General features: G+C 59.5%; 6 protein-coding genes. 1 reads left to right on the top strand and 5 read right to left on the bottom strand.

Features of this window, described 5'->3' with window-relative positions; genetic code table 11:
* Positions 1-94 precede the first annotated feature (94 nt).
* Complete coding sequence (gene tkt, locus HA43_RS09415) at positions 95-2,086, bottom strand: transketolase (protein ID WP_094111523.1); 1,992 nt, start codon at positions 2,084-2,086, stop codon at positions 95-97.
* Between the two features lie 271 nt (positions 2,087-2,357).
* Between tkt and loiP the strand changes: the two genes are divergently transcribed.
* The gene (gene loiP / locus HA43_RS09420; RefSeq protein ID WP_094111524.1) at positions 2,358-3,113 is read left to right on the top strand and encodes a metalloprotease LoiP; all 756 of its coding nucleotides are present in this window, start codon (positions 2,358-2,360) and stop codon (positions 3,111-3,113) included.
* A gap of 45 nt (positions 3,114-3,158) precedes the next feature.
* On the opposite strand, the gene speB is transcribed toward loiP, so the two are convergent.
* From speB to HA43_RS09440, 4 genes are all read right to left on the bottom strand, one after another.
* Positions 3,159-4,079 carry an agmatinase gene (speB, locus tag HA43_RS09425; protein ID WP_094111525.1) on the bottom strand — a complete coding sequence of 307 codons (921 nt, stop codon included), beginning with the start codon at positions 4,077-4,079 and terminating at the stop codon, positions 3,159-3,161.
* A 144-nt stretch (positions 4,080-4,223) separates the two neighbouring features.
* Positions 4,224-5,420, bottom strand: a complete 1,197-nt coding sequence (locus HA43_RS09430) for an HlyD family type I secretion periplasmic adaptor subunit (RefSeq protein WP_370513594.1) — start codon at positions 5,418-5,420, stop codon at positions 4,224-4,226.
* 23 nt (positions 5,421-5,443) lie between these two features.
* Positions 5,444-7,624 (bottom strand): type I secretion system permease/ATPase, encoded by a 2,181-nt coding sequence (locus tag HA43_RS09435; protein WP_094111527.1) that lies wholly within the window; start codon positions 7,622-7,624, stop codon positions 5,444-5,446.
* Positions 7,621-9,072: a TolC family outer membrane protein gene (locus HA43_RS09440; protein ID WP_094111528.1), complete on the bottom strand. Its 1,452-nt coding sequence runs from the start codon at positions 9,070-9,072 to the stop codon at positions 7,621-7,623. The genes HA43_RS09435 and HA43_RS09440 overlap by 4 nt, the downstream gene beginning before the upstream one ends.
* Positions 9,073-9,088 lie beyond the last annotated feature (16 nt).

The raw sequence follows: 9,088 nt of genomic DNA on the forward strand, positions 1-9,088 counted from the left end.
GAAGGCGAAGAAAATAAAACAGGGCGCGCATCAATGCGCACCCTGTGGTTCACAATATCTGATCTGGTAACCCGCCCTTTAAGGCGACTCCGGATTACAGAATAGATTTTGCGGTATTAACCACATTCTCAACGGTAAAGCCGAACTCTTTAAACAGCAGCTCTGCCGGTGCAGATTCACCAAATGAGGTCATACCCACGATCGCACCGTGCAGGCCGGTATATTTAAACCAGTAATCGGCAATACCCGCTTCAATGGCAACGCGTGCGCCAACCGCTTTCGGCAGCACCGCTTCACGGTAGGCGGCATCCTGCTTATCAAACACATCCGTTGATGGCATGGAGACCACGCGCACATTGCGGCCTTCGCTGCTGAGTTTGTCAGCGGCAGCTACCGCCAGCTCAACTTCAGAGCCGGTAGCGATCAGGATCAGTTCCGGCGTGCCGTTGCAATCTTTCAGCACATAGCCACCGCGTACTACATTTGCCAGCTGCTCAGCGGTACGATCCTGCTGCGCCAGGTTCTGGCGGGAGAAGATCAGCGCTGACGGGCCATCGACGCGCTCAATGGCATATTTCCACGCGACAGCAGACTCAACCTGGTCACAGGGACGCCACAGGCTCATGTTTGGCGTCGTACGCAGGCTGGCCATCTGCTCAACCGGCTGGTGCGTCGGGCCATCTTCACCCAGACCGATAGAGTCGTGGGTATAAACCATGATCTGACGGATCTTCATCAGCGCCGCCATACGCGCTGCGTTGCGGGCATACTCAACAAACATCAGGAAGGTCGCGGTATAAGGCAGGAAACCGCCGTGCAGCGCAAGGCCGTTGGCAATCGCGGTCATACCAAACTCACGCACGCCGTAATGGATATAGTTACCCGCTGCGTCTTCATTGATCGGTTTAGAACCGGACCACATAGTCAGATTGCTGGGTGCCAGATCGGCAGAACCACCGAGGAACTCCGGCAGCAGCTTGCCAAAAGCTTCAATCGCATTCTGCGAGGCTTTACGGCTGGCGATTTTAGCCGGGTTCGCCTGCAGCTGCTCAATAAACTGCTGCGACTCCGCCTGCCAGTTAGCCGGCAGCTCATTGTTAACGCGACGTGTAAACTCTTCAGCCAGCGCCGGGAAAGCTGCCGCATAGGCTGCAAACCTCTCATTCCACGCTGACTCTTTCGCCTGGCCCGCCTCTCTGGCATCCCACTGCGCATAGATATCGGCCGGGATCTCAAACGGCGCATGGCTCCAGCCCAGCTGCTTGCGCGTCAGCGCAATTTCATCGTCGCCCAGCGGCGCGCCGTGTGAATCGTGCGTGCCCGCTTTGTTAGGTGAACCGAAACCGATAACGGTTTTACACATCAGCAGTGACGGCTTGTCAGAGACGCGCTTCGCCTCTTCCACAGCCTGTTTGATCGCATCCGCGTCGTGACCATCCACGCCGCGCACAACATGCCAGCCATAGGCTTCGAAACGTGCTGCGGTGTCGTCGGAGAACCAGCCATCAACGTGACCATCAATGGAGATACCGTTGTCGTCATAGAACGCGACCAGTTTGCCCAGCTTCAGCGTACCGGCGATAGAGCAGACTTCGTGCGAAATCCCTTCCATCATGCAGCCGTCGCCCATGAAAACATAAGTATGGTGGTCTACGATATCATGACCCGGACGGTTGAACTGTGCAGCCAGCGTGCGCTCGGCGATCGCAAAGCCCACGGCGTTGGCGATGCCCTGACCCAGCGGGCCGGTTGTGGTTTCCACGCCTGGCGTGTAGCCATATTCCGGGTGACCTGGGGTTTTAGAGTGCAGCTGGCGGAAGTTCTGCAGCTCGCTCATTGGCAGATCGTAGCCGGCAAGGTGCAGCAGGCTGTAGATCAGCATAGAGCCATGTCCGTTCGAGAGCACGAAGCGGTCGCGGTCAGCCCACTGCGGGTTAACCGGGTTGTGGTTCAGGAAGTCGCGCCACAGCACTTCAGCGATATCCGCCATGCCCATCGGGGCACCCGGGTGTCCCGATTTAGCTTTCTGTACTGCGTCCATACTTAACGCACGAATGGCGTTGGCAAGCTCTTTACGAGAGGGCATGTTCTACTCCAGATCGGATTAAGCTCCGCCGCGCTTAACGTATTGTAATTAATCAGTTATAAGGCGAAGCGTGAAAGAAGTCGCCCATCAATGTACATGAAAATCGCCACAAAAGTACATGCATCCGCGTGCTAATTATCATGGCTGCGATTGCATTTTAAGCCGCGTCTGCTAGCAACCGTGAAACGGGCGCGCTATAAACATCGGGTTTATACATCTGGCCTGCTTTCAGGTGTCTGTTTTTACGACGAGTTACTTAAAGGATGATGATATGAAAATCCGGGCTACGGTTACGGCAATCGGAATGGCAGCGCTACTGAGCGGCTGTCAGGGGTTTGATAACAACGCGCTGCTGCAGTCGGGCGCGCAGGCCTATCAGGCCTATTCGCTCAGCGATGCGCAGGTAAAACAGCTGAGCGATCAGTCCTGTGCACAAATGGATAAAGAGAATCAGGTCGCGGCGGCAAACAGCAGCTATCAGCAGCGTTTGAATAAGATCGCTGCCGCGCTGGGCGACAATATCAACGGCACGCCGGCGAACTACAAGGTGTACGTCACCAAAGATGTCAACGCCTGGGCGATGGCTAACGGCTGCATCCGCGTTTACAGCGGCCTGATGGATATGATGACCGATAATGAAGTGGAAGGCGTGCTGGGCCATGAGATGGGTCACGTCGCGCTGGGCCACACGCGTAAAGCGATGCAGGTTGCCTTTGCCACCGAAGCCGCACGCGGGGCTGCCGCCTCGGTCGGCGGTATTATTGGTTCGCTGTCGCAGTCGCAGCTGGGCGATATCGGCGAGAAGCTGGTTAACGCGCAGTTCTCGCAGACTCAGGAGTCGCAGGCAGATGACTACTCATATGATCTGCTGAAAAAGCGCGGCATTAACCCGCTCGGTTTAGCCACCAGCTTTGAGAAGCTGGCGAAGATGGATCAGGGGCATCAGAGTTCAATGTTTGACTCCCATCCTGATTCAGAAGCGCGCGCGCAGCATATCCGCGATCGTATCGCCGCAGACGGTAAATAAGCGCCTGATGCAGCCCTTCTCCCGGCGGGAGAAGGGCTGCTGCTATCAGCCTTTGTTCGCTGCCTGCACGTGCAGCATATCCAGCGCCAGCGTAGCCGCTGCCAGCGCGGTCAGATCGGCGTGATCGTAACCCGGCGCCACCTCAACCAGATCCATGCCGACAATATTCATTCCCTGCAGGCCGCGCACCAGTTTGGTCGCTTTGTCGCTGCTCAGGCCGCCAATCACCGGCGTGCCGGTGCCTGGCGCGTGCGCCGGATCGAGGCAGTCGATATCAAACGTCAGGTAGACCGGCAGGTCGCCCACGGTGCGCTTCACCTCCGCCAGAATATCATCCACGCTGCGATCGTTAACCTGCGCCGCGTCCAGCACGTTAAAGCCCAGACTCTTATCATATTCAGTACGAATACCGATCTGTACCGAGTGCTGCGGATCGATCAGCCCCTCTTTTGGCGCAGTGAAAAACATGGTGCCGTGGTCAAACGTCGGGCCGTTAGAGTAGGTGTCGGTATGCGCATCAAAATGCACCAGCGCCATTTTGCCGAAATGCTTCGCGTGAGCGCGCAGTAGCGGCAGCGTAATGTAGTGGTCACCGCCAAAGGTCAGCATGCGCTTGCCGCTGGCCAGCAGTTTTTCCGCATGCGCCTGCAGTTTGTCTGAGAGATCCTGTGAGTCACCAAATGCGTAAACCAGGTCACCGCAGTCCACGACATTCAGGCGCTGACGCAGATCAAACTCCCACGGCCAGCGGCACCCTTCCCACGCCAGATTAGTGGAGATCTGACGAATCGCGCCCGGCCCCAGACGGCTGCCCGGACGGCCCGACGTAGCGGCGTCAAACGGCACACCGGTGATCACCCACTCAGCATCGCTGTCATACGGCTGGAAGTTGAGCGGAAAACGCATGAAGCCAAAGGCGTTGGAAACCAGGGAGTTGTCATACTGATTGCCCAGGGTGTTGTACATAATTCATCCTCTTTACGTCAGGCAGCACCGGCCTGATTACGGGTCAGGTATAAAAAAATCCCTTCCGCGTCGTTAAGCCCGACGAGGAAGGGATTGATGGCGTGATTATCGCCGGGAATATACTCCCCTGCAATCCTCATCCGCTTAGCGCTCGCGCATCGCCTCTTCAGCTTTATTAAACGGCTTGACCAGATAATCCATCACGGTTTTCTCTCCGGTTTTGATATCCACCGTGGAGACCATGCCGGGCGTGATAGAAAAGCGCCGGCCCGCTTTGTTCTGCACATAGTCGTTATCGGTGCGGATAAACACCCGATAGTAGTAGATCTCTGGTTTCACCTCATCCTGGATAGTGTCAGGTGAGATGCTCTCCACTGCGCCGTTGAGGCCGCCATAGATGGCGTAATCGTAGGCGGAGATCTTCACCACCGCGCGCTGCCCCGGATGAATAAAGGCGATATCGCGCGGCGACAGGCGCGCCTCCACCAGCAGCCGGTCGTTGAGCGGGACAATGTTCATCAGCTCGCCGTTAGGCGGCACCACGCCACCGACCGTGGAGACTTTAATATTTTTAACGATGCCGCGCATCGGGGCGCGGATCGTCAGTCGCGTCACCGTATCTTCGCGTCCTTTAATCACTTCAGCGAGGCTGTCCGCTTCCGCGCTCGCTTTGGCCAGCTCTTCACGCGCCTGTACATAATATTGCGAACGCATATCGGTCAGCTTCAGCTCCAGATCGGATTTTTCACGCTGCAGGCGCAGCACCTCCACATTGCTGGCAGCCCCGCTCTTTGCCAGCCGCTGCGTAATCGCCAGCTCGCGGTTAGCCAGCGCCAGCGACGCGTTAAACTGCTTCGTCGCGTCGTTGAGCTGTGCCCGTTTAGTATTATAGAGACGGGTTTCTGCCGCGATCAGATCGGGCCAGCCGCTGAGCTCATCCGGAAAGGTCAGCCGGGTGTCGTTAACCTCTGCCCGCAGGCGTGACGCCGCCGCCAGCGCGGCGCGATAGCGTGCCGCGCTCTCACCCACGCTTGACTGGGAACGGGTCGGATCGAGACGCGCCACCACCTCACCCGCCTGCACCTGATCGCCCTCATGCACGTACAGCTCCGTCAGAATACCGCCCTCCAGCGACTGCAGCACCTGCTCGCGCGAGCTGGGGATCACCTTGCCGGTCCCGGTTGAGACTTCATCCAGCACGCCAAACCACGCCCAGATCAGCGCGACCAGCATCAGCGCGGCGCTGATAACAATCAGCCGCACCGCCCCGCTGTAGTGCGTTTCCGATTTCAGTTCGCCCAGCAGATCGTCTGACGCGTCTGTTTCAGCAGCCGTGACCAGCCGCAGTTTTGCCGGCAGCTGCTTCATGCGTTCACCTCCGGCAGATTTCCGCCGCTGCGCGCTGGCGGCAGCGCTTTCTCTTTCGGACTGTCCATAACCAGCTGCCCCTCTTTCAGCACCAGGATCCGATCCACCAGCGACAGAATCGCGGCGCGATGCGTCGCCACGATCAGCGTGCGGCCGTTCAGCCATGCGCCGAGGCGCTCAATAAACTCTTTCTCCGTATGGTCGTCGAGCGCGGCGGTGGGTTCATCCAGCAGCACGATATTAGGATCGCGCAGCAGCATGCGCGCCAGCAGCAGCGACTGCCGCTGCCCGCCGGAGAGGCCGGTGCCCCCCTCCATGATCGGGTGATCCAGCCCCAGCGGCAGGCGGCGAATAAATTCCGCTCCGCCGCTCACCGTCAGCGCAGAGAAGATGGCGTCGTCGGTAGCGTGCGCCGCGCCGAGCGTCAGGTTTTCACGCAGCGTACCGTGAAACAGACGCGCGTTTTGCGTCAGCAGCCCGACGTTGCGCCGCACGTCGGCCACGTCAATGTGCGGCAGGCTGAGGTTATCAAGCCGCAGCTCACCGCTCACCAGATCCATGCCGCCCGCCATCGCCTGCAGCAGCGTGGATTTACCGGAGCCGTTGCGGCCCAGCACCGCAATACGCTCCCCAGGCTGAATGGTCAGGGATTTGATGCGCAGCGCCATGGTCAGCGAGTCGCTGTAGTAGCGAAACATGGCGTCGGTGAACTGATAGTGGCCAAACAGCACCGGACAGTGAATACGCGTCTCATCGCTGCTGTTCTCTACCGGCAGATTCATCAGGCCGTCGAGGCTGGTTTTCGCCGCCCTGACCTGCTGCCAGCGCGCCAGTACGCCGCACAGCGTTGCCATCGGCGCAATCATGCGCGAGGAGAGCAGCGACGCCGCGACAATCGCCCCGGTGGTGATATCGCCGTTGATCACCATCGGCGCGCCCACCACAATGACGCTGGCGTAAACCAGCCCCTGCACCGTTACGCCCCAGCTAATGAGCGAGTGCATCACCTTACGCATCGCCACGCCCGACTGCGCGGTGATACGGATATAGCTGTTCCACTGCTGCAGAAAGCGATCTTCCGCCTGCATCAGCTTGATATCCTCCAGCCCCTGTACGCTCTCCACCAGCACTGCGTTACGCAGCGTGGACTCTTTCAGCGCCTGCTGCGCCAGCTTCGCCAGTTTTTTCTGGCTGAGCAGGCCCGGCAACACCATCAGCAGCACCGCCACCGGGGCGATCCACGCCAGCTGTGGCGCGATAATCGCCATAACCAGCAGAAACAGCAGGAAAAATGGCATATCGACAATCGCCGTCACGGTGGTTGAGGTCACCATTTCCCGGATCGCCTCCAGTTCACGCAGCTGGGAGATAAAAGTGCCGGTAGAGCGCGGCACCACGCTGTTGCGCAGCCGCAGCGCATGACCAAACACCCGATCGGAGACGCGCATATCAGCGCGCTTGCCCAGCAGATCGGTGACGTGATCGCGGCCCACGCGCAGAATATAGGTAAATACCACCGAAATGATCACGCCAGCATAGAGGACATAGAGCGTGGGATAAGATTGCGCCGGGATCACCTGGTCATAGACCTGCATCGAAAACACAATTCCTACCAGCGCCAGCAGATTGATCAAGAAGGACGCCAGCATCACATAGCCGTAGGGACGCAGATCGTGCAGCACCAGCCGCCGCAGCCAGTCGGGGCGAACGGTGGCGAGATAGCGATCGACCCGGCTATCTTTCGCCGCCGCCACCGGTCGCAGCGCGGCCACCACGCGGAGGGCGGGCAGCAGATCGGTGAGCATCACCGGCGTCGGCTGTTCATCGCCGGAAAAGTGCACCCGAACGCGGTCATCACCATCAAACGCCGTCACCACGCCGACCTGGCCATCATCCAGCTCTACCGCCAGCGGCAGGCGCCAGCGCGTGATCTCCTGGCTCTCCTCGGCAAACAGCTGCAGCGACAGCCCCGCCTGACGTGCCAGATGGCGCAGCGCTTTATCGCGCGTCTGTTTGCCCTGCCACTCTGCTGCCGCCATGATCATGCCCGGCGAACAGGGCAGCCGGTAGTGGGTCGCGATCTGAATAATAGCCGTGGCCCAGCCGTTAAGCGGCAGCTCGCCGCCGCCGCTGGCGGACTGGCCCTCAGGCGCGTCCGGAATGTGTAATTGGGTCATGGCTGGATCTCCACGGTCTGGATGCGCTGGTTATTGAGCGTAAAGGCTGAACGGATCTGTCCGGTGCTGTAGAGACAGTCGAGCTGCAGCGATCGCAGCTGGCTTACGGTCTGCTGTAGCGTAAAGCGGGTCTGCCACACCTCCTGTTCGGCATTGAGTACGTCCAGCAGCGGGCGCGTGCCAAGCTGCAGATACTGATCCTGATAGAGCTGGCGGGTTTTCTCGCCCAGCGCCTGCTGGCGCCCCATGATCGCCAGACTCTGCGACAGGCTGAGCGCCTCATTCTGCGACTCGCTCAGCTGCTGGCGCGCCTTCAGCCGTGCGGAATTTACCGCTGCGTTTGCCGCCTGCAGCGCGCTGGCGGCAGCGTCGCGCGCGGCGGTGATCCCGCCGCCCTGATAAAGCGGCATCTCGACTTTGACAAAGGCAGAGTACTGCGTGCGGTCCAGCGACTGACTGCCGGCGTAGCGATCGTTGAGATAGTGGGTAACCTGCGGTTCCAGCGAGATAGTCGGCAGGTTCTGCGCACTGGCATTATCAAGTTTGGCCTGCGCCTGATTAGCCTGCGCCCACGCGGCCAGTACCGCCGGGTTGGTTTTGTCATCCGCTTTGCCACTGGCGCAGCCGCGGGTCAGCGTTGCGGGAAACTGGTCGCTGACCTGCTTTACCAGCGGCCAGCCCAGATAGGTGGCTAAGGTTGCGCGCCAGCGGTTAAGGCTCGCCTGATACTGCGTCAGGGTGGTGCGCGCGCCTTCAATACGCGCATCGGTCTGGGTCGCGTCGGAGAGCGAGGCGGCGCCCTCCTCATTACGCTGCCGCGCCAGTACGCCAATCCGGCTCAGGGCGCTGAGCTGATCGCGGGCAATCTTTACCAGCTGCTGATAGCCCTGCACCTGAACCAGTGCCGCTGCGGTATCGTGCGCCACGCTATCGATACTCACCAGCACGTTTGCCTGCTCCTGCGCCACGCCCGCCTCGGCAGAGCGCACCGAACTGCTGACTTTGCCAAAGTCATAAAGCATCTGCGACACCGACAGCACAAATGAGGGGGTGAAGCCGCTGCCGCTGTAACTGTTGCTATAGCCATTGTTCATGCCCGCACTGATTTGCGGATAATATTTTGCTTTTGCCACATCGACCTGATTCGCCTGCTCCAGCATGGTGCCGATCGCCTGCGCGATATCAGGATGCCACTGCACCGCACGCTGCACCGCCTGCTCAATTGTCAGGGTGTCCGGCACGCGGCTTAGCGCCGGTTCGGCGACTTCACCGGCGAGCGACGGCAGCTCCTGCTGCTGAACCAGCTCGCTTTGCGTAATAGATCCAGCGCGTATCAGCGTCTCACTGGCGGCACTAAGATGCGCACTGTAAAACAACAGAAAGCCCGCGCTTACTACGGCGGGCAGAGAGGAACGGCGAAAAGGTGCGCCGGATTGCATCAGATCCATCGATTATCCACCAGTC

This window comes from Pantoea eucrina (assembly GCF_002095385.1).
GTDB lineage: Bacteria > Pseudomonadota > Gammaproteobacteria > Enterobacterales > Enterobacteriaceae > Pantoea > Pantoea eucrina.

Bases quoted from the DNA above. Each gene is read 5' to 3' on its own strand.
- speB (WP_094111525.1), bottom strand. From the start codon at position 4,079: ATGTACAACACCCTGGGCAATCAGTATGACAACTCCCTGGTTTCCAAC.
- loiP (WP_094111524.1), top strand. From the start codon at position 2,358: ATGAAAATCCGGGCTACGGTTACGGCAATCGGAATGGCAGCGCTACTG.
- tkt (WP_094111523.1), bottom strand. From the start codon at position 2,086: ATGCCCTCTCGTAAAGAGCTTGCCAACGCCATTCGTGCGTTAAGTATG.
- HA43_RS09435 (WP_094111527.1), bottom strand. From the start codon at position 7,624: ATGACCCAATTACACATTCCGGACGCGCCTGAGGGCCAGTCCGCCAGC.
- HA43_RS09440 (WP_094111528.1), bottom strand. From the start codon at position 9,072: ATGGATCTGATGCAATCCGGCGCACCTTTTCGCCGTTCCTCTCTGCCC.